The organism is Kitasatospora sp. NPDC048662, from assembly GCF_055587065.1.
This window is the reverse complement of record NZ_JBVJHA010000004.1, coordinates 154,236-177,403: the sequence shown is the minus strand read 5'-3', so window position 1 is coordinate 177,403 and position 23,168 is coordinate 154,236. Positions and strand designations below refer to the sequence as shown.

Below are 23,168 nucleotides of genomic sequence, written 5' to 3'. Positions count from 1 at the left end.
CGCCCGCCGTGGGGCGCCGTCGCCTTCCGGTGTCTCGCCGTCAGCTCCGGTCGGGCGCGCCGGGCACCGTGACGACGGGACAGCTCGCCTCGTGCAGCAGCCCCCGGGGGACGGAGCCGAGCCGCATGCCGGTGAAGCCGCCGCTGCCGCGTCTGCCGATGACGACGGCCAGGGCGTGCCGGGACTCGTCGGCGAGCACCCGGACCGGATGGCCGCTGACGACCTCGCTGGTGACGGCCACGTCCGGGTTCTCGGCCCGGGGGCCGGCCGTGGTCCCGTCGAGCGTGCGGCGCAGCTCGTCGAGTGTGGCTTCCTCGTCGAGGCGTGCCAGGCGCGGTCGCTGCCACACCCACACGGCGTGCACTGTCGCGCCGTGGTGCCGGGCCAGCTCCAGGGCGGCCGCGAAGGCGATGGCCGAGGACGGGCTGCCGTCCACTCCTACGACGAGCCGGGGCGGGTCGTCCGTCTCGCCCTGCCGTTGAGGGACCACGACCACCGGGCAGTGGGCCTGCGCGCTCACCGGCACGGTGATCGAGTAGCCGCTGAGCAGTTCCTCGATCCGGCTGAGCGACCGCGAGCCGAGGACCACGAACGCGGCCTCGCGGGAGACGTGGACCAGGACCGGTCCCGGCGCCCCCTGCTGGATCTCGGCGGACACCTCCAGCTCCCGGTGCCGCGCGCGGGCGAGCCGGCCGGCGAGGTGGAGCTGACGGCGCCCGACCCGTACCTGGTCCTGCTGGAAGGCCGTCCCGAGCACCCGCATGCTCCGGGGGGACGGCTGCACCACGTGGATCATGCGCAGCGGGAGACCGCGGTGGGCCGCCTCGTCCGCCGCCCAGCGCAGCGCGTCGTCGTTCTCGCCGAGCGCGTCGACGCCCAGGACGATCGAACGGCCCGGATCGGTGGCTGCCATCACTCCTCCAATGCGCTTATCGACATGTCGGCCTCCCTTTCGCACGGTATGCGGCGCCCGGGGACGGCGCGCGGCGGAGCGGGTGGGGCGCCACCGGGGCGGCCACGACCTGCGCATTAGCCGGTGGTTAAGCGATCGCAGACCGCTTTTGAACCATGCGCGCCAATGCTGGTACCGCGCCGGTACGGCATCCCGCCGCGCGGCCGACACAGGAGGAACCAGGTGATCGAGAAGTTCGAGCTCGGGTCCGGCCTGGCCGGTTGCCCGCTCTACATGGAGGCCATCGGCGTCTCGGACGACGAGGTCATGGCCCACGGCATCGAGCTGCCCGAGCCGGCCCCCGAGCCGGACGGCAGCCGCCCCGAGGACCCGGCCTGACGGGCCGATTTCCCGCCCGCCGCGACTGCCGAGGTACTGGCGAACGACACCCGGAACATCCGCTTCCACTCCCTGGAGAGACTCATGTCCGAGAAGTCCGAGAAGTTCGAGACCCCCGAGGTCGTCTGCGGCATCTACGACAAGGCGCCCGCCAACTCCGACGACGTCCTGGCCCACACCGCCGAGATGCACGAGGGCGCCGAGGTGCTCTGCGGCATCTACGACAAGTCGCTCGAGAGCTGATCGTTCGCGGCGCCGCGCGGCCGGATCCCCCGGGTCCGGCCGCGCGCCCCGCTCCCCGCGGCTGCCCCGTCCGACTCGTCACAGGAAGCACAGGCCATCCGTGAGAATCATCGAAGGCACGTCCGGCGTCTGGCACTTGGGTCCCGGAGGGACGCTGCTCCTCCCGCACCGCTACTACCAGGACGGTGTGCTGACCGAGGAGGGCGCGCAGGAGCTTGCGCAGGCGGACATCGCGCGGCGCGCGCCGAGGAGCGCCTACAGCCTGACCGTGGTCACCTCGACGGCCTGCAACCTCGGCTGCCCGTACTGCTTCCAGAACACCGACGCGGCGGCGCCGGGGCGGTTCGACCCGCCGCGGATCGACAGGCAGGTGCTCGACGGCCCCACCATCGACCGGATCGTGGAGTTCACCCGGCCCCGGATGGCCCGCGCGGCGGCCCGGCGGCTGTTCGTCCTGCTGTTCGGCGGCGAGCCGCTGCTCAACCCCTGGGCCTGCCGTGAACTCCTGGTCCGCCTGGCCGCGTTGGGGCCGGTCACGGCCTCGATGGTCAGCAACGGGGTGCTGCTGACGCCGCGCAGGGCCGGGAAGCTGGAGGAGGTCGGGCTGCGTTCGGTGCAGGTCACCCTGGACGGCCCCAGGGACCTGCACGACTCCCTGCGCGCGACCCGCTCCGGGCGCGGCACCTACCAGTCGATCCTGGACAATCTCGCGGCCGTCCAGGACGCCACCGCCCTGCGGTTCGGCCTGCGGCTCAACACCACCGCCGAGGGCCTGCCCCGCCTGAGGGGCCTGGTCCAGGAGCTGGCCGAGCGGGTGGACCCGTCCCGCTGCACCCTCGACATCGCCCCGGTGCTCAACTACGAGGGCATGTTCGGCGACGTGCTGGACCGCTCCGGCGGCGAGGTGGAGACCATCCTGGCCGCCTACACCGCCGCCCTGGAGGCCGGTTTCACCGTGAACTGGCCCGGCGGCGGCGAGTGCGGCTTCTGCGGCGAGCAGGACGGCACCTCCGGCGCGGTCGTCAACGCCGACGGGACCCTGTACAGCTGCTGGGAGACGATCGGCAAGCCCGGGTACGAGGTCGGGGACATCGACGGCGGCTACACCTCCTACCCGCAGGACCGCTGGGTCAGCTGCGGCGAGTTCGCCGAGCAGTCGGCGACCGAGGCGGCCTCGCGGGCGTTCGACGACACGCTCTCGGTGGGCCTGCTGGAGCTGCTGCGCGCACACAAGCGCCGCGCCGGGGCCGCAGCGGCCGGGTGAGGACGCCGGTCCGAGCACCGCGTCGGCCGCTGCGGCCCATGACACATCCACCCCGAACAGGAGTCGCTCATGAGCACCGTCCCCACCGACCACGCGGCCGTCGCCTACGACGCCACCGCCCCGTTCTACGACGCGCTGACGCGCGAGGACAACTACACCGTCTTCGGCGACCTGCTGGAGCAGCTGATCAAGCGGGCCGACCCGCCCGGCGACCGGCTGCTGGACGCGGGCTGCGGCACCGGGCGCAGCACCGTGGCGTTCGCGCAACGCGGCTTCCGGCCCACCGGGACGGACATCAGCCCCGCCATGATCGAGATCGCGCGGACCACGCACGCGGACACCGGTATCGACTTCCACGTGCACGACATCCGGCTGCCGTTCGCGCACGGCGGGCCCTACGACGTGGTGCTGTGCATGAGCGACATCGCCAACTACCTGGCCGACCCCGCCCACCTGGCCGAGGCCCTGGTCAGCCTGGGCCGGGTGATGAGCCCGGGCGGTGTGCTGGTCTTCGACGCCAACACCCGGCGCGGCTACCGGCTGATGCACGAGCCGCACGTCTTCGAGTCCCCGGGCCTGCACGTGACCCTGCGCGGCCGCTACCTGCCCGAGGAGGGCGACCCGGAGCGGTTCCGGCTGAACATGACCGCCTTCCGGCAGTCCGCCGAGGACCCCGGGGTGTGGTCCCGGGAGAGCATCGACCACCTCCAACGGCACCACTCCGTCGAGGAGTTCACCCGTCTCCTGGACGCGGCCGGACTGGACCTGGTCGCGGCGCACGGCCTGAACCGCGACGGCAGCATGGCCGACTCGGTGGACGAGGACAGCCACACCAAGGGCCTCTACGTCGCCGTTCGCCGCACCACCGGCTGACCCCGGGGACCGGCCGTGATCAGCAGGGGTTTCCTCAACAGGAGCCGCATCAGCCGGAGTTACACGCTCATCTGGGTCAGCCAGGCGATGTCCGACATGGCGAGCGAGATGACCTCGCTCGCCCTGCCGCTGGCGGTGCTGGCCTCCACCAGGTCGCCGGTGGACGCGGCCCTGGTGGCCACGGCCGTGGGTGTCGCCCAGCTGGTCGCCAAGCTGCCCAGCGGCCTGATCGCCGACACGGTCAACCGCAAGTCGCTGATGCTGCTCTGCGACGCCGGCCGGGCCGTGATCGCGCTGCTGCTCGTGCTCACCCTGGCGACCGGGCAGCTGACCACGCTCTTCGCGGTGGCCGCCGCGGCGGCCACCGCCGTGGTCTCCACCCTGTTCTCCTCGGCCGAGGCGGGCGTGCTGCGGCAGTCCGTCCCGGTCGAGCGCCGGCGGGAGGCCATCACCCGCACCATCGTCCGCACCAACATCGCCATCGCGGTCGGCCCACCGCTCGGCGGGCTGCTGCTCATCCTCGGCGCACCGATCGCCTTCCTGGTGGACGCCGTCTCCTACCTGCTCTCCCTGGCGCTGCTCTCCCAGGTGGTGTACCAGCACCTGCCGCGCCCGGCCCCGGCCGGGAACGGCGCGGGTCCGGTGCGCCGCACCGCGACCGAGCTCACCCGGGGCTTCGGCTGGGTGGCCCGGCGGCGGTCGCTGCTGTTCCTGGTGGGCGTCGTCGCCTACATCAACCTGCTGGGCCGCGCCGTCGAACTGCTCGCTGCCATCGACGCCTCGGACGTGGGCCGGCACCCGGTCTCGGCCGGCTGGGTGCTGACCGCCGCCGGCTGCGGCGGGATCGCCGGCGGGGTCTGCACCGGGTGGATCCTGCGCCGGTTCCGGCCGGTCACGGTGCTGCTGGGCGTCACCGCGGTGTGGCTGTCGATCACGCCCCTGGTGGCGCTCGGCCCGACCCTGCTCACCGTCACGGCAGTGGGCGTGATCGTCTTCTTCCTGCCACCGATCGGCTCGCTGGTCTTCCTCCAGGTCAGCCTGGACTCCCCGGCCCACCTCCAGGGCCGGATCTCGGCGGCGGTCATCCTGCTGGCCGGCAGCATCGCCTGGGCCGGGCCCGGCATCACCGGTTTCCTGATCTCCGGCACGGGCGGCCCGACCGCCTCGGTCGTCCTGGTCGCCCCCCTGCTGCTGCCCCTGGCCGCCCTCGCCGCCAGCCCGCGCCTGCGCGCCGCCGTCAACGCCGGCCCCGCGCCGGCGCCCGGCCCGGCCGCCACCCAGGAGCCCGCGCAGGTCGCCCCGGCCGCGCCTGCCGCGCAGAGCTGAGATCCGTCAGAGCTGACGCCAGTGGAGTTCGTCGGGATCGGTCACCCGGGTGGCGGTCCTCCCGGCGAACACCCCACGGGTCCGCCGCCCGTCCAGCGGAGCGGCGACGGCCAGGCGCGGGGCACGCTCGGCGATGGGCACGACCGCACCACCGGCCGACCCGTCACCCGCTCACTCATCGCCTACGTCCACTGACCGACTTCGGAACTACTCGTCCAGCCGGTCCGGCGGCTTGGCCCGGCGTTGGCGCGGCTACAGTTTGCGGACGGCGGCCGGGACCGCCCACAGAAACGGGCAGGAGCACATGGCGGCAGCGCTGACGTTCGGAGGACCGGTACGCCGGCCACGGGCACGCCTGCTCCACGTCCTGCTGCTCGCCCTGGCCGCGGCGCTGGCCCTGCTCGTGCATCACAGCGTCTCGGCCGAGGCGTCCCCGGCCATGTCAGGGATGCCCGGCATGGTTCACGGCACCACCATGTCGGCGGGTGTCCCGGTACCGGACGCGCAACTCGCCCACGCCCCCGCCGGCCAATCGTGCGCGGCCGGCACGCACTGTGTCGGAACCGACGTGCGTGGGCCGGTGCTCACCGCGCCGGCGGCGCACCCGGCGCCCGTCGTCGCGGCGGTGGCCGACACCGGATCCGGCGGCCCGCACGGCGGCCGGCATTCCGCCGGGCCGTCCCCGCCCGATTCGTCGCTCCTCTCGGTCCTGCGCATATAGGCGCGGGCCGCGGCTGCCGCATGCCCGGCGGCCGCTGCTGCCCACGTCCATCGGCACGGCCGGGCCGTGCCATGCGCACCCACCAAGAGGAACGATGAACACGATCAACCGACGCTCCCTGCTGCTCGCCGGACTGGGGCTGGTCGGCGGCGGAGCGTTGGCCGCCTGCTCCAGCACGAAGAGCGGCTCCGCCGAACTCGTCGACCCGTCCGGCTCCGCTGTGGCGGCGGCCGAGAGCAGGCGCGCCACCGGCGGCAGCGAACGCACCGTCGAACTGACTGCCGCCGCCACCCCTGTGGACCTCGGCGGTCTCACCGTCAACACCTGGACCTTCGGCGGGCAGTTGCCCGGTCAGGAGATCCGCCTCACCGCAGGCGACACCCTGGTGGCCCAGCTCGCCAACACCCTCGCCGCGCCGACCTCGATCCACTGGCACGGCCTGTCGCTGCGCAACAACATGGACGGCGTCCCGCCGGTCACCATGCGCGAGGTGCCGGCCGGCGGCGGCTTCGGCTACCGCTTCGTCGCGGACCGGCCCGGCACGTACTGGTACCACCCGCACGTCGGGGTGCAGCTCGACCGCGGGCTGTACGGACCGCTGATCGTCGAGGACCCGCACGAGCCGATGAAGTACGACGACGAGTGGGTCGTCGTCCTGGACGACTGGCTCGATGACGTGAGCGGCACCCCCGACGAGGCGTTCGCCGAACTCTCCAAGGGCATGGGCGGGATGGGCGGCATGAACCACGGCATGGGCGGCATGGACCACGGCTCGGGCGGGATGGGCATGGGCCAGAGCCCCTCGTCCACCGGCGGCATGGCGATGAGGTTCATGCTCATGGGCGCCACCAGCCCGCTGCTCGGGGGCGATGCCGGAGACGTGAATTACCCGCACCATCTGATCAACGGCCGACTGCCCACGGCCCCGGCGGTCAAGCAGGCCAAGCCGGGGGCCCGGGTGCGGCTGCGGATCATCAACGCGGGCGGCGACACCGCCTACCGTGTCGCCCTGGCCGGCCACAAGCTCACCGTCACGCACACCGACGGCTACCCGGTCGAGCACCAGGAGGACGACGCGCTGCTGCTGGGCATGGGCGAGCGGTACGACGTCCTGGTCACCCTGCAGGACGGGGTGTTCCCGCTGGTGTCGCTCGCGGAGGGCAAGAACGCCACCGGCACGGCGCTGATCCGCACCGGCTCCGGCGGGGCCCCGGCACCGTCCTTCCGTCCGACCGAGCTGGACGGCAGGCTGCTGACGGCCGATCAGCTGCGCGCCGACGCGAGTGTCCGGCTCGCCGCCCGCACGCCCGACGTCACACACCGGCTCCAGCTCACCGGCACCATGGCCGGCTACGACTGGTCGATCAACGGGCGGCGCTTCGACATGGACGACCCGGCCGCCGGTGCGTTCCTGGTCGGCCAGGGCCGGCGCGTGCGGCTGGAGTTCACCAACGCCGGCCAGATGTGGCACCCGATGCACCTGCACGGCCACACCTTTCAGGTGGGCGACACGGGACCGCGCAAGGACACCGTGATCGTCAAGCCGAAGCAGCGGGTCGTCTGCGACTTCGACGCCGACAACCCCGGCCAGTGGATGGTGCACTGCCACAACGCGTACCACGGCGAGAGCGGCATGATGGGCCTGGTCGCCTACCGCGCCTGACGGCAGACCACCGACCGGGACCGGCACCCGAGTGCCGGTCCCGGCGGCCTACCGGCCCGCCCGCAGCCCCGGCTTCCTCACCTGGCCGGAACGGGTGCGGGCGAGGACGACGGGGCACCACCGACCGCCCGCGCCGACGGCGACGGCGACGGCGATGGCGACGCGGACGCCGACGGCGCGGGAGCGTTGCAGCCGGGCGAGGGCGAACCCGTGGGCGTCGCGGAGGGCCCCGGCGCGGACGGCCACGGCGACGCACTCGTCATCGCCGACGGCGAGGCACTCGCACTCGTACTCGGGCTCGAACTCGCCGACGGGGACGGCGACGGGCAGCCGGAGGGAGTCCCGCCCGGTGTGGCGGACGCCGACGGTGACGGGCTCGCCGTGGGCGAGGGCGAGCCCGTCGGAGACGGACCGGCAGTCGGCGCCGGTGCGGACGCAGACGGGGACGGGGACGGGGACGCAGACGGGGATCGGGACGGGGTGGCAGCCGGCGCCGGTGCCGGAGCCGATGCGGCCTGGCCGGGCCGGTCCGCCGCCACCGAGGTGCCGGCCTGGAAGTGCACCATCCACGCCCGGACCGTCCGCAGGTACTCCGCCGAGTTGTTGTAGCCGAGGACCGCCCGGTCGAGCTGCGCCGGCACGGCCAGGTCCCGGCCGCCCGCGCAGAGGTAGCGGCCGGCGGCCAGCGCCGCGTCCCAGATGTTGTTCGGGTCCGCCTTGCCGTCGCCGTTGCCGTCCGCACCCCAGGTCTCCCAGGTGGACGGGATGAACTGCATCGGACCAACTGCCCGGTCCCACACGGTACTTCCGTCGTACCGTCCGCCGTCGGTGTCGGCGATCGCCGCGAAACCGTTCCCGTCGAGGACCGGGCCGAGGATCGGGCGATAGGTCGTGCCGGTGGCGTCCACCCGGCCGCCGTCGGCCTGCCCGGACTCCACCTGGCCGATCGCGGCGAGCAGCTGCCACGGCAGGTGGCACCCGGCGGACGAGGTGGCCAGGGACGCCTCCGCCTTGCGGTAGGCGTCGAAGACGGTGGACGGCAGCCTCGCCCTGCCCACGTCCTGGAGCGCGACGGTCTGCGCACCCGCACCCGGCGTCTCGTCCACCGGCGCCGGCGGCTGTGGGAGGGCACGGTCACCGCCACCGTCCAACGGCACCTGACCCGCCGACAGGTCGGCCACCGGGCCGCCGTCCCCGGCGGCGTCGAGCGAGCCGACTGCCGGTGCCTGCGCTGCCAGGGGTTCCGCCGGTGCCGTGGGTGCCGTCACCGCGGCGAGGGCCACCACCGCCCCTGCCGCGTGCAGGAGCATCCGCTTGCGTATCCGTCGTCCCATCCGGGTACCTTTCGCCGATCCTGCGGTCAGCAAGTCGGACGAACCGACGGCCGATCAGGTTCCAGGCCCGCGCGCACCACTGACCGCCGCACTCCCACCAGTGGCCCGGCCGCAGGTGTCAGCGCCCGGGGGCGAGCAGCTCGCCGTTCTCGAACCGCAGGATCTGCCGGCGCAGTGTGCGCTTGGCCCGCGGCAGGAAGGCGCTGCTGGGGCCGCCGACGTGCGGGGTGATCAGCACGCCGGGGGCGTGCCAGAGCGGGTGGTCGGCGGGCAGCGGCTCCGGGTCCGTGACGTCGAGCGCCGCCCGCAGCCGCTGCGCGGAGAGCTCCGCGAGCAGCGCCCCGGTGTCGACCACGGGTCCCCGCGCGACGTTGACGAGCAGCGCGCCGTCCTTCATCCGGGACAGGAACCCGGCGTCCACGAGATGGCGGCTCTCGGGGGTCAGCGGCGTCAGCAGCACGACGACGTCCGCATCCGGCAGCAGCGCCGCCAACTCCGCCACGCCGTGCACCCGTTCCTCGGGACGGGCGCGGCGTGCGACCCGGACGACCTCGCACTCGAAGGGCTCCAGCCGCGCGGCGAGCGCCCGGCCGATCGAGCCGTAGCCGAGGATGAGCACCGTCCGGTCGGCGAGGGACTGGTGGAACTCCTGGCTCCAACGCCCCTGGTCCTGAAGGCGGGTGAAGTGCGGCACGCCCCGCAGCGAGGCGAGGATCAGCGTCACCGCCAGCTCGGCGGTGCTGGCGTCGTGCAGTCCGCGCGCGCTGCACGCGAGGACACCTTCCGCCACGTGCGGCAGGACGTCGTCCATCCCGGCCGTGAGGGTCTGAACCACCTTCAGCGACGGCAGGTGCGGGATCAGCGGAAGCGCGGCGGCGTGCCGCAGGTAGGGCAGGCAGAAGAACTCCACCTCGCGAAGCGCCTCGTCCGGCGGCACCGGCCCCTCCCCGTCCCACACGAGGGCATCGAGACCGGCGGGCAGACCGCCGATCACGTCGGGGGCGTACGGAAGAAGGTAACGGGCGCTCATGCTCCGACCCTAGCCAATGCTCCCGCCGGTGGTCCCCGGCAGTCCTCCCGGCCTGCCCGGGCCCCCGGAGCAGCGGAGGCCCTGCGGCGGGGGCGGGTGCCGGACGGTCAGACCCGGTGGCGCGGGGTGAGCAGGCCGCTCTCGTAGCCGATGATCACCAGCTGGACGCGGTCCCGGGCGTCGAGTTTGTCCAGCAGGTGGCCCAGGTGCGTCTTCACCGTCGATGCGGAGACGTGCAGTTCCTGCGCGATCTCCGCGTTGGAGCGCCCGGCGCCCACCAGGTGGAGCACCTGCCGCTCCCGGCCGGTCAGACCGTCCAGTGCGGGTGACGGACCGGCCGGTTCGAGGGCGGGGTGGCGGCAGAACTCCGAGATCAGCCGCCGGGTGAGGTTCGGCGAGAGCAGGCCCTCGCCCGCGGCCACCACCCGGATCGCGTGCAGCAGTTCGGCCGGCGGGATGTCCTTGAGCAGGAACCCGGCGGCTCCGGCCCGCAGCGCCGCGAAGACGTGCGCGTCCAGGTCGAACATGGTGAGCATCAGGACCCGCACGCCCGGGTTCCGCCGGCAGATCGTCCGGGTGGCCTCGATGCCGTCCGTTCCGGGCATCCGCACGTCCATCAGCACCACGTCGGGCCGGTGCTCGGCCGCCAGCTCGATCGCGGCGGCGCCGTCCGCCGCCTCGCCGACCACGGTCAGGCCGGGTTCGGCGTCGATCAGCATCCGGAAACTGCCGCGCAGCAGCGCCTGGTCGTCCACCACCAGGACACGGACCGGCTCGGTCACAGGCTTTCCTCCACACGCTCGTCGTCCCGCCCGGGGGCGGGGTGCGCCACGGGGGCCGTCCCCGGGCGCCCGGTCGGGCCGGTCCCGGTCAGGGCTCCACCGGAACCTCGGTCCGGTACGGCAGTTCGGCCCGCACGGCGAAGCCGCCGCCGGGCAGCGGCCCGGCGGCGAACCGTCCGCCGAACAACTCCACCCGCTCCCTCATGCCGATCAGGCCGTGGCCGCTCCCGTCCCCGGCCGCCCCGGCCTCCCCGGTGGGCCCGTGCCGGGTGAGGTATCCGCCGCCGTGGCCTGCCCGACGGGCGGCCCGGGCCGGGGCGGCGCCCTCGTCGGTCACCTCGATCCGCAGCTCCCGCCCGTCGGCGAGCAGCTCCACCCGGCAGTGCGTCGGCCCGGCGTGCTTGAGGACGTTGGTCAGCGCCTCCTGCACCACCCGGTACGCCGAACTCTGCACCCCCTGCGGCAGATTGGCGGTGCCCTCGGTGCGCAGCTCGGCGGTGAGCCCGGCCGCGGTGGCGCCGGCCACCAGCTCGGGCAGCGCGGCGAGCCCGGGCGCCGGGCGCAGCCCGTCCGCCCCGTCGGTCTCCGGACCGGACTCGCCGGCCCGCAGCACGCTGAGCATCTGCCGCATCTCGGCCAGTGCCGAGCGGCTGGCCGTCTCGATCACCCGCAGCGCCTCGCCGGCCCCCTCCGGGCGGGTGGCCAGCAGGTGGTTGGCCACCCCGGCCTTCACCGCGATCACCCCGACGTGGTGCGCCACGATGTCGTGCAACTCCCGGGCGATCCGCAGCCGTTCCTCGGCGACGGCCGCCACGGCGACCCGCCGGGCCGAGCGGGCCGCCTGCGCACGCCGCTCGCGGACCGCCCGGCCGAGCACCCAGGCCATCCCGGCCACGGCCAGGCCGGCCAGGCGGAGCACCAGGTCCGGCCCGCCGCCGTGCGGGGAGCCCGAGATCAGGAGCAGCACCAGTACGGCGCCGCTCACCGCCCCGATCACCGGGGTGAGCACCCGCCGGGCCCTGGGGCCTGTCCGGCCGATCCTGCGGGGCGGACCGGCCCCGGTGGAGACGGCCACCTGGTAGAGCGCGAAGGCCACCGCGAGGAACGGCTCCCGGACGGCGCCAATCACCGAGGCCACCACCGAGGCCGCCGCGACCAGGGCACAGACCGCGGCCGGACGGGCCCGGCGCAGGGCCAGCGGCAGTCCCATCGCGGCCGCGAGGGCGAACCGGAGCGACCACCCGCCGTCGGGGCGCCACGCCGGGCCCGGCAGGGCCAGGAAGAGCGCGGTCAGCACCACCGCCACCAGGCAGTCGAGGGCCACCAACTCCCGGCGGCGCAGCGGCCGGACGGCGCCGTCACGGTACAACGGCTGCCAGGTCGAGGGGAGTTGGGACATACGCTCACCGTATCCGCTCGAACCCACCGGCACCTCGGCCGCGAGAACGACCGACCGTGGGAGGAGATCGGCGCCGGTGCGGCCCGCCGCCTCCGCCGCCCGGTGGAGGCGGCGGTTCGGAGCGCCGGGCGATGTGCCGGGGCACCGCTGCGCGACAGCCTGGTGCCGTGATCGAACTGAGGCAACTGACCAAGCGTTATCGCGGCACCGTCGCGATCGACGGGCTCACCTTCACGGTCCGGCCCGGCCGGGTGACGGGCTTCCTGGGCCCGAACGGGGCGGGCAAGTCCACCACCCTGCGGATGATGCTCGGCCTGGAGCGCCCCGACCGGGGCGAGGTCCGCTACGACGGCAGGGCCTACCACGAGCTGCGCGATCCCCTGCGGCACATCGGTGCGCTGCTGGACGCCGGGGCGGTGCAGAGCGGCCGCACCGCGTACCACCACCTGTTGTGGCTCGCCCAAACCAACCGGATCGGCCGCGACCGGGTCCGCGAGGTGCTCGCCCTGGTGGGCCTGGAGTCCGTCTCCGCCCGCCGGGCCGGCGGCTTCTCGCTCGGCATGAGCCAGCGGCTCGGCATCGCCGCCGCGCTGCTCGGCGACCCGCAGGTGCTGCTGCTGGACGAACCGGTCAACGGCCTCGACCCGGAGGGCGTGCGCTGGATCCGCACCCTGCTGCGCGGCCTGGCCGCCGAGGGCCGGACGGTTCTGGTGTCCAGTCACCTGATGAGCGAGATGGCGATCACCGCCGGGCATCTGGTGGTGATCGGGCGCGGCCGGCTGCTCGCCGACACCGGCATGGACGCGTTCGTCGCCGAGCACTGCCGTGCGCAGGTGCTGGTCCGCACCTCGCAGCCGGACCGACTGCTGGACGCCCTGGGCCGCGCCGGGCTGACGGCACGCCAGGAGGAGCGCGGCGCCGTGGTCGTCGACGGTGCCGGAACGGAGCAGGTGGGCCGGATCGCGGCCGGGGCCGGGCTGGTCCTCGGCGAGCTCGCCACCCGCACGGCCTCCCTGGAGGACGCCTTCCTCCGTCTCACCGACGACGCCGCCCAGTACCGGGCGGAGACCTTCACCGGGGGGAACCGGCATGTCCTCTAACGCCCTCACGGCCGTGGTCCGGGCCGAACTGACCAAGATCCGCACGGTCCGGTCGACGCTCCTCCCGCTCGTTCTCGTCCCGGTCGTCAGCGTCGGGATCGGCGTGCTGAGCTGCGCCTCGGCCCGTTCGGCGATCGACCGGAAGAGCAGGCTGCTCCGCCCCGACTTCAATCCCCTGGACGCCGGCTTCGTCGGCGTCCAGATCGGCCAGCTGACCCTGATCGCCTTCGCGGTCCTGCTGGTCTGCGCCGAATACGGCAGCGGCATGATCCGCACCTCGCTCGCCGCAGTGCCCGACCGCGGCCTGTTCCACCTCTCCAGGATCACCGCCGCCGGCGGGGTGGCCCTGCTGGTGGCCGTCCCTACGGTGTTCCTCTCCTTCCTCGCCTCCCAGGCGGCCCTTGGCCCGTACGGCGTCGGACTGAGCCGTCCCGGAGCGCTGCGCGCCGCCGTCGGGGCCTGCCTGTACCTGACCCTGATGTGCCTGTTCTCGGTGGGCGTCGCGACCCTGCTGCGCAGCACGGCGCTCGCGCTCACCCTGCTGTACGCCCTCGTCCTCGTGCTCCCTCCGGTGGCCAACGCCGTCCCGGGGCTGCGCACCGCCGCCCGCTACCTCCCCGACCAGGCCGGCACCGAACTCATGAAGGCCGATCCGACGCTCGCCCCGGGATGGGCTCTGCTGGTCCTCGCGGCCTGGACGGCGGCGGCCCTGCTGGCCGGCCACCTCACGCTGCGCGGCCGGGACAGCTGACCGGGGCCCCGCCCGGACGGCCCGGAGATCCGGCGCGAGCAGACATACCCACGCCGCACCGTGCGTGCACCGGACGGCCGTGCTCAGAGCGTGTGGATCGGTGCGCCCATGCGGTAGTCGGTGTGGGAGAACGCGGCGGAGACGGCGAAGCGGTCCGCGCGGACGAGGGTCTGGCGCCACTCGATCAGGCGCCCGTCGGTGTCGCGGCCGAGCCGGTCGATGGCGAGCAGGGCGGTGGTCGGGGGGCAGTCGAGCAGGATGCGCTCGCCCCGGCCGGGCACGACGGCGCGGATGCGTTCCCAGCCGCCGCAGATGCGGCTGCCGCAGTGGCGTTCGAGTTCGTCGTAGAGGGAGGTGTGGGTGAAGTCGACGTCGAGGAGTGGGCGGGCCACGTCCGCGGGGAGCCAGATCCGGTCGACGGCGAGTGGCTCCTCGTCGGCCAGGCGGATTCGTTCCAGGTAGATCAGCGGGGTGGATTCCTCCAGCCCCAGGCGGGCGGCGACGACGCCGTCGGCGCGCTGGTCGAGTGCGCGCACGACGCTGCGCTGGACGGCTCCGACTTCCTCGACGGAGCGGAAGAGGCTGTATCCCTCGCCGACGTCCTGCTCCAGCGGGCGGTTCGCGGTGAACCGGGAGGCCTTGCCGCGGTGCGCGCTGACGAGGCCTTCTTCGCGGAGCTTGCGCAGGGCCTCGCGGACGGTGTGCCGGCTGACCTGGTACTCGGCGACCAGGTCGTGCTCGCCGGGGAAGACGTCGCGGAACTCGCCCTCGTCGAGCCGGCGCAGCAGGTCGGCGCGCAGTTGTGCCCAGAGCGGGTTCCCCGGGGCTCGGACGAGGGGCCGGGGGCCGGGGGCGGTGGTCACGGCGCCGTCCTGGGGGTGATGGGTCGGATCGGGGTGCGGGGCACGGAGTGAATGTTGGTACCTCCGCCGGGATAGCACAAAATCGGCGCCGGCCGCACTCGGCGGGCGTCCGGGGTGAGCCGGCGACCGCTGCCCGGCGGGGTCGTTCCGGGCAGCGGTCGTGCGGGGGCGGTCAGGCGAGGACGCCGGTCATCATGGCGGCGGCCACCGCGAGCAGCAGGGCGGCGAAGGTGCGCTGCAGGGCGGTGCCGGTGAGTTTGGCCGCCAGTCGCTTGCCGTCCCAGGCCCCGAGGACGGCGGCGCCCACGAAGGGTCCGAAGACCGCCAGGTCGAGGGACAGGCCGGAGACCGTCAGTCGGGTGGCGAGCGAGACCAGCGAGTTGACGAGGATGACCACCAGGCTGGTGCCCACCGCCTTGCGCATCGGCAGGCGGAGCACCGATACCAGGGCGGGCACCGCGAGGAAGCCGCCGCCGACTCCCAGCAGCCCGGTCACCGCGCCCAGTCCGGCCCCGGCCGCGAGCGTCCCCAAGTGCCCGCCCCGGCCGCCGGTCTCGCCGCCGCGGTCTGCGCTCTCCGGGGTGGGAGCGCGCCGCGCGGCGCGGGTGCCGCGCAGCATCGCCGCGGCGGCCAGCGCGGCCAGCACGGCGAACGCGGTGGTCAGCACCGCCTGCGGGATGCGGTGGGCGAGCGCGGACGCCCCGATGGCGGGGAGCACGCCGGCCGCGGCGAACAGCAGGCCGGTCCGCCACTCGATGGTGCCGGCGCCGCGGTGGCGGGCGAGCGCGGTGAGCGAGGTGGCGATGACGATGACCAGGCTGGTGGTCCCGGCCTCAGCGGGCGCGACGCCCAGCAAGTACACCAGGGCCGGGACCGCCAGCACTCCCCCGCCGCCGCCCAGCGCGCCGAGCGCCACGCCGACCACGGCTCCGCAGAGCAGAGCGGTGATCAGCACGCTCACGCCGTGACGCCGTCCACGTCCTGGCCTGCGGCACAAACGTCCTGGCCGGCGTCACAAGCAGCCTGGCCGGTGGGACGCGCGACCTCGCCGTGCCAGGCGGCGAAGCCGCCGCGCAGGTCGGTGGTGTCGAAGCCGCGGGCGCGCAGCACGGAGGCGGCCACCGAGGAGCGGTTGCCGCTCGCGCAGATCACGGTCAGCGGCTGCCCGGTCGGCAGTTCGCCCAGGCGGGCGAGCAGTTCGGGCAGCGGGATCAGGCGGGCGCCGGGGATGGTGCCGTTGTCCCGCACCTCGCCCGGGCCGCGCACGTCCAGCAGCGTGAACTCGGCTTCCGCATCGGCCAGTTGGCCGGCGAGGGCGTCGGCCTCCACCCGTATCGCCTGGGTCAGGTACTCGGCGCCGACCTCCTCCACCGGGCCGGCCAGGGCGCCCAGTACGCGGTCGAAGCCGATCCGGGCCAGGCGGGTGCGGGCCTCGGCCGCGGTGTCCGGGTCGCCGCACAGGACGATGGCGTCCTGGGCGTCGAGCACCTGGCCGGCGAGTTCGGCGAACCGGCCGCCGAGCGGGATGTTGACCGCGCCGTGCAGGTGCGCGGCGGCGAACGCCTCCGGGTTCCGGGTGTCCAGCACGATCGCGCCGCCCGCCCGTGCCTGGAGCAGTTCCTCCACGGTGAGCGACGGGACGAGGGTGTCCTCGTCCAGGACCGGGCGGGCCTGCCGGTTGCGCACCGAGGTGAACGCGAAGTAGGCGGGCACGGCGGGCTGGCCGTCGGTCACCACGGCGACGAACTCGTCCTCGGTCATGTCGGCCAGCGCGTAGTTGCCGGTGCGCTGGTTGCCGATGGTGCAGCTCAGGTCGCTGGAGAGGTTCTTGCCGCAGGCCGAGCCGGCCCCGTGCGCCGGGTGGACGCGCGTCTCGTCGGGGAGGGTGAGCAGCGCGCGGGTGGAGCGGTACAGCAGCCGGCCCATCTCCTCGGCCGACCGGCCGCGCGAGCTGAGCAGGTCGGGGCGGCCGACGTCGCCGATGAACAGGGTGTCGCCGGTGAGCACGCTGTACGGGACGGTGTCGCCCGCATGCTCGCGCACCAGCACGCAGATCGACTCCGGGGTGTGGCCCGGGGTGTGCAGGATCTCCAACTCGACCTCGCCGAGGCCGAGGCGCTCGCCGTCGGCCAGCGGGTCGGTGTCGAAGTCGAGGGTGGCGGCGGAGCCGTAGGAGATCCGGGCGCCGGTGCGCTCGGCCAGCTCCAGGTGGCCGGAGAGGAAGTCGGCGTGGATGTGGGTCTCGATGACCCGCTCGATGGTCAGGCCGTGGTGCTCGGCGGTGGCGAGGTACTCGTTGACGTCGCGCTGGGGGTCGACCACGACGGCCCGGCCGGTGGTGCGGTCGCCGACCAGGTAGGAGGCGTGGGAGAGGCAGTCGAGGTAGAACTGCACGAAGACCAGCGGTCCGGCGTTCTCGGGCATGACGGGCTCCTGGGAGTGAGCAGGGATGGTTGCGCCGCGAGGCACGGGGTGGGTGGGGGCCGGCGGCTCAGGCGAGGCCGCGGAGCATCAGGTTCCAGTAGAGGAACGGCAGTCCGCGGCGCTTGAGGTGCCACATGTCGGCGCGCTCACGGATGGTGTTGATCACCGGGATGGACGGGGCGGGCCGTCCGCTGTAGTCGAACTCGGCGAGCAGCATCCGGTTGCGGGCGGTGGTCAGCGGGCAGGACGAGTAGCCCTGGTAAGCGGCCGTGGGTTCCCGGCCGTTGAGCACGGCGAGCAGGTTCTCCACCACCACGGGCGCCTGCTTGCGCACCGCGGCTCCGGTCTTGGAGTTCGGGGACGATCCGGCGTCGCCGAGGGCCCAGACGTTCGGGTAACGGACGTGCCGCATGGTGTGCTTGTCGATCTCGACGTAGCCCGCCGGGTCGTCGGCGCCGGCCAGCGGGCTGCGCTTGATCCAGTCCGGGGCGCTCTGCGGCGGCACCACGTGGGCCATGTCGTACGGCAGGGTCGTGGTGGCCCCGCCGTCCAGCTCGGTGACGACCAGCTCGCGGGCCCCGGGGCGCACTTCGGTGACTTCGCTGCCGTAGTGGACCTTGATGCCGTACCGGCGCACCACGCCTTCGAGCACGCTGGCGAACTCCGGCACGCCGAAGATCGCGGTGCCGGGGAGCACCAGGTGGACGTCGATCTTGTCGAGGACACCCTGCTGGCGCCAGTAGTCGGCGGCGAGGTAGGCGATCTTCTGCGGGGCGCCACCGCACTTGACGGCGCCCGTCGGCGCGCTGAACACCGCGGTGCCGGAACGGGTTTCGCGGATGAAGCGCCAGGTCGCGGGGGCGTGCTGGAACGAGTAGTTGCTGGACAGGCCGTCCTTGCCGAGCCCCGCCGCCAGGCCCGGTATGCGGTCCCAGTCCAGCTGGATGCCCGGGCAGACCACGAGCTGCTCGTACGAGACGGTGCCGCCGCCCTCCAGCGCCACCTCCTGCGCCTCGGGGTCGATGGCGACCGCGGCACGGCGGATCCACCGCACGCCCTTCGGCATGACGGACGCCTGCGAACGGACGCTCTCCCCCAGCGGCGCCCGTCCCCCGCCCACCAGCGTCCACAACGGCTGGTAGTAGTGCTGCTCGCTCGGATCGAGCACCGCGACGTCCCGTTCCCCCGCCCGGCGGAGCCGAGCCGCGACCGTGATCCCGGCGGTACCGCCGCCGATGATCACGATCCGGTGGTGCTGCTTGGTCATCAAGGGCCTCCTCAAATGTACGGACATTAAACTAGGACGGCACGGCCCGAACACGCAAGCCACCTGCGGCGATTCAGCCCCAATTTGTCCGTACATTCAAGTGGCAGTCCCAGAAACACGTGAGCCGCAGTGGGCTTCCCCACTGCGGCTCACATCGTTCAAGCCCGGCCCCGCCCTCCTTCACGGGGTGTCCGGGCGTCCCCGGGCATGGTTCACCGCGCGCCCGTCACGGCCGGCCCGCGTGAACGGCATTGGCCTCCTGGATCTTCCGCCAGGACTTCGGTTCCACCGGCAGCCGCCCGTCGCCCCGGCCCGCAGCCGCACCGGCCGCCGGCCGGGCGGCAGCCGTGGTGCCGGTCGGCACCGGCCCGACGGCGGGCTTGCCGGGGGTGAACAGCCAGGTGTTCAGCAGCTCGCCGAGCTTCCGGCCGGAGAGCTTCTCCGCGTACGCCTGGAAGTCCTGGATGGTGGCGTTGCCGTAACGGCGCTCGGTGGGCCAGCCCTTCAGGATCCGGAAGAAGGTCTCGTCCCCGACGGTGTTGCGCAGCGCCTGAATGGCGAGCGCGCCGCGCTGGTAGACCGCGGCGGAGAGCTGGTTCTCCTCCCCCGGGTCGCCCGGCTTGACGCTCCAGAACGGGTCGTCGGCCGGGTAGTAGGCGTAGATGTAGTCGGCCAGTTCCTGCACGGTGCCCTCGTCCTCGTGCTCGGACCAGAGGTACTGCGCGTACTGGGCGAAGCCCTCGTTCAGCCAGATGTCGCTCCAGCGGGAGAGCGAGACGCTGTCGCCGTACCACTGGTGGGCCAGCTCGTGCACGACGACCGAGGTGTTGGATCCCCGCGCGAACAGTCCGGGCCCGTAGAAGACCCGGGTCTGGGTCTCCAGGCCGCCACTGGTGCGGACGTTGGGCACGAAGCCGCCGACCGAGCTGAACGGGTACTCGCCGAAGTAGCCGCTCAGCCAGTCCACCAGCTCGCCGGTGCGCTCCACGCTCGCCCGGGCCGCGCCCGCGTTCTCGCCGAGGTCCTTGCTGTAGGCGTTGTAGACCGGCAGCCCACTGGCCGTGGTGTCCTGGGTGACGTCGAACTTCCCGATCGCCAGGGTCGCCAGGTAGCTGGCCTGCGGCTTGTCCTCGCGCCAGTTGTAACGGGTCCAGCCCGCCCGCGAGCTGGTGCCGGTCAGCACCCCGTTGCTGATCACCTGGGTGCCGTCCGGCACCAGCACCGAGACGTCGAAGGTCGCCTTGTCGCTCGGGTGGTCGTTGCTCGGGAACCACCAGCCGGCCGACACCGGTTCCCCGGCCACCACCGCGCCGTCCGGGGTACGGCGCCAGGCGGTGTAGCCGCCGTACTTCTGCACGGTCGAGGGCACGTCCCGGTAGCGCACCACCACGGTGGCCGGGGAGCCCTTGGCCAGCGGCCGGTCCGGGGTGATCTCCAGCTCCTGGTCGCCACTGGTGGCGAAGGCCGCGAGCCGCCCGTTGACCCGGACCTCGGAGACCTTCAGCGCGAAGTCGAGGTTGAACCGGGAGAGGTCCTGGGTGGCCGTGGCCAGGATGGTCGTGGTGCCCTCCAGCTCGTCGGTGGCGGGCTGGTACTTCAGCCGGACGTCGTAGTGCGAGACGCGGTAGCCGCCGTTGCCGAGGGTCGGGTAGTACGGGTCCCCCAGGCCGTCCGCACCCGGCTGGAAGCCGGAGGCCGAGGCGGGGACGGCCAGGAACAGGCTCAGCGCACTGGCAGCAGAAACGATCAACCTCTTGCGCACATGGTCCTCCAGGGATCACCAAAACGGTGGGGTCGGATCGATCCCTGTCCCGGCAACTCCCCGCCTACTCCCCGATTGTGAGAATTTCATGAAGGGAAACGCCTCGGCCGACACATATGACTCTCCGTCAGCTCCGGCTGCCATGAAAGGAGTTGACCCCTCGAAAGCTCAACCGGCCGGCGATGCGGTGCACCTGACCGCGAAGCCGCCGACCAGGGCGCGGCAGGCGGCCCTGCGGGCTTCGCCCGGCTCGGCCCGCCGCCGGTGGGCCGGGGTTCGGCGGGAGAACCGGGCGAAGCACGGATCACCTCTCGGTGCGGCGGCCGGCGGGTCTGGGAACGGCGCCGAGCGGGACCGGGACGACCCCGTCTGCCTTCCCGCACCCCGTGAGGCCGGTCCCGCCCGGGCCGGCCTCCTCGTGGGCGGCCTCGGGCGGCGCTGTCATGGCCGGCCCGGCCGGGAGGTCGTCGTCCGGGGGCGGGAAGCTGATGCCGGCCAGCTCGTCGCGGAGCAGGTAGCCGGCGTGCAGCCGGTTGCGTGCGCCGATCCGGCGCATGATCTCGGAGATGTGCCGTTGGCAGGTGCGCACGGACATGCCGAGGCGCTTGGCGATCAGCTTCTCCTCGTAGCCCTGCACCAGCATCCGGACGATGGCGGACTTGATGTTGTTGGAGGTCTCGCGGACGCGCTGGCGCTGCTGCACGGCGGGGAATTCGTCGGACGCCACCCAGGCGCGTTCGAAGGAGGCGACGGCGAAGGCGATCATGCTCGGGTCCTGGACCAGGGCGGCGCCGAGCGGTTCGTCGTGGAGTTCGATCAGGGCGGTGGTGCGGTCGAAGATGAGCACCCGGACGAAGGCGTCGCTGACCGTGCGGATCTCGGCGCCGAGTGCGGTGACCTTGCGGACGTACTCGACGGTGGTCTGGTCAAACTGCGCGGTGTGCTGGTAGATGGTACGCATCCGCACGCCGCGGTTCAGCAGGGCCTCGGTGCGGCTGAGCGATTCGTTGAGCACCTCCTCGGAGCGGGCGCCGCCGGGCTGGGAGGCGAGCACCTCGGTGGTACTGCGGGCGGCGAGCTCGGTGATGGTGCGGCGCACCGATGCCAGATCGGTGAGGCGTTCCACCTGTTGTCCGGAGACCCGCCCGAGGGTGCTGGACTCGTATACCGGTAACAACGCGGCCAGGGTGCTGTGCATCTCCTGGAGTTCGCGGTGGTGCCGGACCAGGTCACGGACGGCGGGGGCGAGCGCCTCCAGGCCCGCCCGGGCCGGGGTGTCGGCGTGCAGGCGCCCGTCGGGGGCCTGCCGGACCAGGCGCAGCTCCAGCAGGTGCCGGACGGCTGCGTTGAGGTCCACGCGGTCCTCGGCGAGGGCCGCGTGGAGTTCTGCGGGAGTGGCCGGGCCGTGGTCGGCGAGGTGACGGTACACCTCGGTGCCGACGGTGCGGGCCACTGCTGGATCCAGTTGCGTACTGATTTCCACCTGTTCCTCACTTCATGCCCGTCGTTTTCCTGCCTGGCGAGGATACGAGCCCCAGGGGACACATCACTCACACTTTTGATCATGCACAGTAATTTCTGAGCGGCGACGACCGGTTGCCGCCCGGATTTGACGGGTTATCACCATGTCCACGCGTTTCGTCCGTGACCTCGGGTGGGGCTGACCGTCGACGCCCGACCGTACGAACCCACGCTTTCGAACGGAGCAGGTCAGTTGTCCAGCGCACCCAACCCCGTGTCACCCGACCGGCGTTCCCCGCACGAGCTGCCCCTGCTGGCGGTCGTCTACGACCTGGGGGCGGTGGGACCGGCGGAGATCGTCGCCGCCGCCCGCGGCCTGTGCCGGGTCATTCTGTTGTGCGACCCCGCCCGCCCGCACGTCGCCGGGATCCTGCCCGAACTGCGCAGGTTCGCCGACGTGCTGGAGACCGGAGCCGACCCCGAGCAGAACGCCCGCACCCTGGCGGAGCTGACGCCGGACGGCATCACCACCTTCAGCGAGTACGCGATCCGCACCACCGCGGACCTCGCCGCCCGGCTCGGCCTGCCGTACCACGACGGCCCGACCGCGAGCCGGCTCACCGACAAGTACCTGCAGCGCGAGGCGCTGGCGGCGGCCGCGGTGGACGCCGTGCGGTGCGTCGCCGTCCGGCAGCGGCCGGAGATCGACCGGGCGCTGGCCGAGGTCGGCGCGCCCGCCGTGGTCAAGCCCCGCCGCGGCGCGGGCAGCCGGGCCACCCACCGCGTCGACACCACCGCCGAACTGGCGGACCTGCTCACCGTCCTGACCGCCGACGGCGAGGAGGAGTACGTCGTCGAGGAGTTGCTCGCCGGCGACCCGGCGGCGGCCGGCGCCGAGTGGGGCGACTACGTCTCGGTGGAGTCACTGGTCCGCGACGGCGAGGTCCGGCACGTCTGCGTCACCGGCAAGTTCCCGCTGGCCGAACCGTTCCGCGAGGTCGGCCAGTTCCTGCCCGGCGTGCTGCCGGCCGGCCTCGCCGAGCGGTGCACCGCGCTCACCGAACGGGCCCTGCGCGCCCTCGGCGTCACCGTCGGCGTCACCCACACCGAACTGAAGCTCACCGACCGCGGCCCGCGCGTCATCGAGGTCAACGGCCGGATCGGCGGCTACGTCAACGACGTGCTCAACCGCTCGGCCGGCTACAACCTGCTGGCCGCCGCGTTGCGCACCGCACTCGGGCTCCCGCTGCCCGACGGCGGACCGGCGTTCCGTCAAGTCGCCTTCCGCCGCTACCTGGTGGCCCCCGCCACCGCCCGGCAGGTCCTCAGCCTGGACGGCGCGGAGGCGATCGGCGCCATCCCCGGCGTCCAGTACGTCGAGTGGCGGGCAACTCCCGGCGCCCCGCTCGACTGGCGCGACGGCACCCAGGGCTGTCTCGGCGTGGTCTACGGCATCGCCCGCGACCACGACGCCCTGCGGCGGATCGGCACCGAGATCGACCGCCTCTTCACGCCCGTGTTCGCCCACTGAGCGACCCCCCGACCGGGCCTTCCACCACCTCTCCCCCGTCGCAGGCCATCGACCTCCGGCCGCGGCGCGGCTTCCGCACGCCC

At 73.4% G+C, this 23,168-nt stretch carries 22 protein-coding genes; 10 read left to right on the top strand and 12 right to left on the bottom strand.

Annotated elements, in window-relative coordinates; translation table 11 throughout:
• Nucleotides 1-40: 40 nt before the first annotated feature.
• Complete coding sequence (locus ACZ6R9_RS14200) at nucleotides 41-913, bottom strand: universal stress protein (RefSeq protein ID WP_465538365.1); 873 nt, start codon at nucleotides 911-913, stop codon at nucleotides 41-43.
• A 222-nt stretch (nucleotides 914-1,135) separates the two neighbouring features.
• On the opposite strand from ACZ6R9_RS14200, the gene ACZ6R9_RS14195 reads away from it, so the two are divergent.
• The 5 genes from ACZ6R9_RS14195 (at nucleotide 1,136) to ACZ6R9_RS14175 (ending at nucleotide 4,997) form a co-directional block, all read left to right on the top strand.
• Nucleotides 1,136-1,291, top strand: a complete 156-nt coding sequence (locus ACZ6R9_RS14195; protein WP_465538364.1) for a hypothetical protein — start codon at nucleotides 1,136-1,138, stop codon at nucleotides 1,289-1,291.
• An 84-nt stretch (nucleotides 1,292-1,375) separates the two neighbouring features.
• The gene (locus ACZ6R9_RS14190; RefSeq protein ID WP_380478162.1) at nucleotides 1,376-1,534 is read left to right on the top strand and encodes a hypothetical protein; all 159 of its coding nucleotides are present in this window, start codon (nucleotides 1,376-1,378) and stop codon (nucleotides 1,532-1,534) included.
• A 100-nt stretch (nucleotides 1,535-1,634) separates the two neighbouring features.
• Nucleotides 1,635-2,798, top strand: a complete 1,164-nt coding sequence (locus ACZ6R9_RS14185; RefSeq protein WP_465538363.1) for a radical SAM protein — start codon at nucleotides 1,635-1,637, stop codon at nucleotides 2,796-2,798.
• 69 nt (nucleotides 2,799-2,867) lie between these two features.
• Nucleotides 2,868-3,671 carry a class I SAM-dependent DNA methyltransferase gene (locus tag ACZ6R9_RS14180; protein WP_380478164.1) on the top strand — a complete coding sequence of 268 codons (804 nt, stop codon included), beginning with the start codon at nucleotides 2,868-2,870 and terminating at the stop codon, nucleotides 3,669-3,671.
• A 15-nt stretch (nucleotides 3,672-3,686) separates the two neighbouring features.
• On the top strand, nucleotides 3,687-4,997 hold the full coding sequence (locus tag ACZ6R9_RS14175; RefSeq protein ID WP_465538362.1) for an MFS transporter: 1,311 nt from the start codon (nucleotides 3,687-3,689) through the stop codon (nucleotides 4,995-4,997).
• Nucleotides 4,998-5,003: 6 nt separating this feature from the next.
• Here the strand turns inward: ACZ6R9_RS14175 and ACZ6R9_RS14170 are convergent, their stop codons facing one another.
• Nucleotides 5,004-5,138 (bottom strand): hypothetical protein, encoded by a 135-nt coding sequence (locus ACZ6R9_RS14170; protein ID WP_380478166.1) that lies wholly within the window; start codon nucleotides 5,136-5,138, stop codon nucleotides 5,004-5,006.
• Nucleotides 5,139-5,301: 163 nt separating this feature from the next.
• On the opposite strand from ACZ6R9_RS14170, the gene ACZ6R9_RS14165 reads away from it, so the two are divergent.
• Both ACZ6R9_RS14165 and ACZ6R9_RS14160 read left to right on the top strand, forming a co-directional pair.
• Entirely contained in the window at nucleotides 5,302-5,718 is a 417-nt protein-coding gene (locus ACZ6R9_RS14165; protein WP_380478167.1) for a hypothetical protein, read from the top strand.
• 94 nt (nucleotides 5,719-5,812) lie between these two features.
• Nucleotides 5,813-7,381: a multicopper oxidase family protein gene (locus ACZ6R9_RS14160; RefSeq protein ID WP_465538361.1), complete on the top strand. Its 1,569-nt coding sequence runs from the start codon at nucleotides 5,813-5,815 to the stop codon at nucleotides 7,379-7,381.
• Between the two features lie 77 nt (nucleotides 7,382-7,458).
• Here the strand turns inward: ACZ6R9_RS14160 and ACZ6R9_RS14155 are convergent, their stop codons facing one another.
• From ACZ6R9_RS14155 to ACZ6R9_RS14140, 4 genes are all read right to left on the bottom strand, one after another.
• Nucleotides 7,459-8,715: a lytic transglycosylase domain-containing protein gene (locus tag ACZ6R9_RS14155; RefSeq protein WP_465538360.1), complete on the bottom strand. Its 1,257-nt coding sequence runs from the start codon at nucleotides 8,713-8,715 to the stop codon at nucleotides 7,459-7,461.
• A gap of 118 nt (nucleotides 8,716-8,833) precedes the next feature.
• Entirely contained in the window at nucleotides 8,834-9,745 is a 912-nt protein-coding gene (locus ACZ6R9_RS14150; protein WP_465538359.1) for a 2-hydroxyacid dehydrogenase, read from the bottom strand.
• A 107-nt stretch (nucleotides 9,746-9,852) separates the two neighbouring features.
• Nucleotides 9,853-10,527, bottom strand: a complete 675-nt coding sequence (locus tag ACZ6R9_RS14145) for a response regulator (RefSeq protein WP_380478170.1) — start codon at nucleotides 10,525-10,527, stop codon at nucleotides 9,853-9,855.
• Nucleotides 10,528-10,615: 88 nt separating this feature from the next.
• Complete coding sequence (locus ACZ6R9_RS14140) at nucleotides 10,616-11,926, bottom strand: sensor histidine kinase (protein WP_465538358.1); 1,311 nt, start codon at nucleotides 11,924-11,926, stop codon at nucleotides 10,616-10,618.
• Nucleotides 11,927-12,093: 167 nt separating this feature from the next.
• On the opposite strand from ACZ6R9_RS14140, the gene ACZ6R9_RS14135 reads away from it, so the two are divergent.
• Both ACZ6R9_RS14135 and ACZ6R9_RS14130 read left to right on the top strand, forming a co-directional pair.
• Nucleotides 12,094-13,026: an ATP-binding cassette domain-containing protein gene (locus ACZ6R9_RS14135; protein ID WP_380478172.1), complete on the top strand. Its 933-nt coding sequence runs from the start codon at nucleotides 12,094-12,096 to the stop codon at nucleotides 13,024-13,026.
• Nucleotides 13,016-13,777, top strand: a complete 762-nt coding sequence (locus tag ACZ6R9_RS14130; RefSeq protein ID WP_465538357.1) for an ABC transporter permease — start codon at nucleotides 13,016-13,018, stop codon at nucleotides 13,775-13,777. Before ACZ6R9_RS14135 ends, ACZ6R9_RS14130 begins: the two co-directional genes overlap by 11 nt.
• An 83-nt stretch (nucleotides 13,778-13,860) precedes the next feature.
• Here ACZ6R9_RS14130 and ACZ6R9_RS14125 read toward each other — a convergent pair whose 3' ends face one another.
• From ACZ6R9_RS14125 to ACZ6R9_RS14100, 6 genes are all read right to left on the bottom strand, one after another.
• Nucleotides 13,861-14,640 (bottom strand): GntR family transcriptional regulator, encoded by a 780-nt coding sequence (locus tag ACZ6R9_RS14125; protein WP_380478174.1) that lies wholly within the window; start codon nucleotides 14,638-14,640, stop codon nucleotides 13,861-13,863.
• Between the two features lie 172 nt (nucleotides 14,641-14,812).
• Nucleotides 14,813-15,601, bottom strand: coding sequence for a sulfite exporter TauE/SafE family protein (locus ACZ6R9_RS14120; RefSeq protein WP_465538356.1), 789 nt, complete (start codon nucleotides 15,599-15,601; stop codon nucleotides 14,813-14,815).
• Entirely contained in the window at nucleotides 15,598-17,064 is a 1,467-nt protein-coding gene (locus ACZ6R9_RS14115) for an MBL fold metallo-hydrolase (RefSeq protein WP_380478176.1), read from the bottom strand. Before ACZ6R9_RS14115 ends, ACZ6R9_RS14120 begins: the two co-directional genes overlap by 4 nt.
• Before the next feature lie 67 nt (nucleotides 17,065-17,131).
• Entirely contained in the window at nucleotides 17,132-18,331 is a 1,200-nt protein-coding gene (locus ACZ6R9_RS14110) for an NAD(P)/FAD-dependent oxidoreductase (RefSeq protein ID WP_380478177.1), read from the bottom strand.
• Between the two features lie 226 nt (nucleotides 18,332-18,557).
• Nucleotides 18,558-20,093 carry a M1 family metallopeptidase gene (locus ACZ6R9_RS14105; RefSeq protein ID WP_465538355.1) on the bottom strand — a complete coding sequence of 512 codons (1,536 nt, stop codon included), beginning with the start codon at nucleotides 20,091-20,093 and terminating at the stop codon, nucleotides 18,558-18,560.
• Between the two features lie 304 nt (nucleotides 20,094-20,397).
• Nucleotides 20,398-21,576, bottom strand: coding sequence for a LuxR C-terminal-related transcriptional regulator (locus ACZ6R9_RS14100; protein WP_380478179.1), 1,179 nt, complete (start codon nucleotides 21,574-21,576; stop codon nucleotides 20,398-20,400).
• A gap of 231 nt (nucleotides 21,577-21,807) precedes the next feature.
• Here ACZ6R9_RS14100 and ACZ6R9_RS14095 point away from each other — a divergent pair, with 231 nt between their 5' ends.
• Nucleotides 21,808-23,085 (top strand): ATP-grasp domain-containing protein, encoded by a 1,278-nt coding sequence (locus tag ACZ6R9_RS14095; RefSeq protein WP_465538354.1) that lies wholly within the window; start codon nucleotides 21,808-21,810, stop codon nucleotides 23,083-23,085.
• Nucleotides 23,086-23,168: the final 83 nt, after the last annotated feature.

Excerpts from the sequence above, each read along its gene's own strand:
- ACZ6R9_RS14200 (WP_465538365.1), bottom strand. The coding sequence starts at position 913 with ATGGCAGCCACCGATCCGGGCCGTTCGATCGTCCTGGGCGTCGACGCG.
- ACZ6R9_RS14190 (WP_380478162.1), top strand. The coding sequence starts at position 1,376 with ATGTCCGAGAAGTCCGAGAAGTTCGAGACCCCCGAGGTCGTCTGCGGC.
- ACZ6R9_RS14180 (WP_380478164.1), top strand. The coding sequence starts at position 2,868 with ATGAGCACCGTCCCCACCGACCACGCGGCCGTCGCCTACGACGCCACC.
- ACZ6R9_RS14165 (WP_380478167.1), top strand. The coding sequence starts at position 5,302 with ATGGCGGCAGCGCTGACGTTCGGAGGACCGGTACGCCGGCCACGGGCA.
- ACZ6R9_RS14160 (WP_465538361.1), top strand. The coding sequence starts at position 5,813 with ATGAACACGATCAACCGACGCTCCCTGCTGCTCGCCGGACTGGGGCTG.
- ACZ6R9_RS14155 (WP_465538360.1), bottom strand. The coding sequence starts at position 8,715 with ATGGGACGACGGATACGCAAGCGGATGCTCCTGCACGCGGCAGGGGCG.
- ACZ6R9_RS14150 (WP_465538359.1), bottom strand. The coding sequence starts at position 9,745 with ATGAGCGCCCGTTACCTTCTTCCGTACGCCCCCGACGTGATCGGCGGT.
- ACZ6R9_RS14140 (WP_465538358.1), bottom strand. The coding sequence starts at position 11,926 with ATGTCCCAACTCCCCTCGACCTGGCAGCCGTTGTACCGTGACGGCGCC.
- ACZ6R9_RS14130 (WP_465538357.1), top strand. The coding sequence starts at position 13,016 with ATGTCCTCTAACGCCCTCACGGCCGTGGTCCGGGCCGAACTGACCAAG.
- ACZ6R9_RS14115 (WP_380478176.1), bottom strand. The coding sequence starts at position 17,064 with ATGCCCGAGAACGCCGGACCGCTGGTCTTCGTGCAGTTCTACCTCGAC.
- ACZ6R9_RS14110 (WP_380478177.1), bottom strand. The coding sequence starts at position 18,331 with ATGACCAAGCAGCACCACCGGATCGTGATCATCGGCGGCGGTACCGCC.